The organism is Kitasatospora sp. NPDC056783 (assembly GCF_042789895.1).
Taxonomy (GTDB): Bacteria; Actinomycetota; Actinomycetes; order Streptomycetales; family Streptomycetaceae; genus Kitasatospora.
On the sequence record NZ_JBHUAF010000736.1, the window covers coordinates 1 to 1,010 of the forward strand.

The 1,010-nt window shown below is 73.2% G+C and carries 1 protein-coding gene; it reads right to left on the reverse strand.

The window, feature by feature from the left end; genetic code table 11:
• Nucleotides 1-52: 52 nt before the first annotated feature.
• Nucleotides 53-835 (reverse strand): glucosamine-6-phosphate deaminase, encoded by a 783-nt coding sequence (gene nagB / locus ACFRMQ_RS40965; RefSeq protein ID WP_380736031.1) that lies wholly within the window; start codon nucleotides 833-835, stop codon nucleotides 53-55.
• Nucleotides 836-1,010: the final 175 nt, after the last annotated feature.

Genomic DNA, 1,010 nt, shown 5'->3' on the forward strand with positions numbered 1-1,010 from the left:
GAATCCCTCGGTGTCCGGCGCCCCGGCCGTCAGGACCGTGGCCGGGGAGTGCTCAGAGCTTCTGCCAGGCCGGCTTGGCGGCGTAGGTGTCGCGGAAGTAGTCGGCGAGCTTGAGGCGGGAGGCGGCGGCCTCGTCCACCACGACGGTGGCGTGCGGGTGCAGCTGGAGCGCCGAGGCGGGGACGACCGCGGAGAGCGGGCCCTCGACGGCGAGCGCGACGGCCTCGGCCTTGGCCTCGCCGGTGGCGAGCAGCACCAGGTGGCGGGCCTCCAGGATGGTGCCGATGCCCTGGGTGATGACGTGGTGCGGGACCTGGTCGATGCTGTCGAAGAAGCGGGCGTTGTCCACCCGGGTCTGCCGGGTCAGGGTCTTGATCCGGGTCCGCGAGGACAGCGAGGAGCAGGGCTCGTTGAAGCCGATGTGGCCGTCCGTGCCGATGCCGAGCAGCTGGAGGTCCACGCCGCCGGCCTCGGCCAGCGCGCGGTCGTAGGCGGTGGCCGCCGCGGCGATGTCGGTCGCGTTGCCGTCCGGGCCCAGGAAGGAGTCCTCGGTCAGGCCCAGCGGTTCCACGACCTCGCGCAGCACCACCGAACGGTAGGACTCCGGGTGGCCGGCGGGCAGGCCGACGTACTCGTCCAGCTGGCAGATGCGCGCCCGGGCGGCGTCCAGCCGGCCGTCGCGGACCCGCTCGGCCAGGGCCTGGTAGATCGGCAGCGGGGTCGAGCCGGTCGCCACGCCGAGCAGGGCGTCGGGCTTGTCCGTCAGCAGATCGGTGATCGCCGCGGCGATGAGTTCGCCGGCCGCCCGGGCGTCAGGGACGATCACGATTTCCATACTGGGTCCACCGTTCTGAGGCGAGTCTGAGGTCTAGACCTCCGAGGTCTAGACCAGTTTGCCGTGTGGGGGTGCCCCAGGTCCACCCGGGTCCGGTCCCCGGGCGGACTTCCGCCGTCGGCCCCGTTTCGCCTGGTGGGGACGGCAGCCGGGGCCGGCCGTCGGGACGGGGGTG

Coding starts and splice junctions, on each gene's coding strand:
- nagB (WP_380736031.1), bottom strand. CDS start 835: ATGGAAATCGTGATCGTCCCTGACGCCCGGGCGGCCGGCGAACTCATC.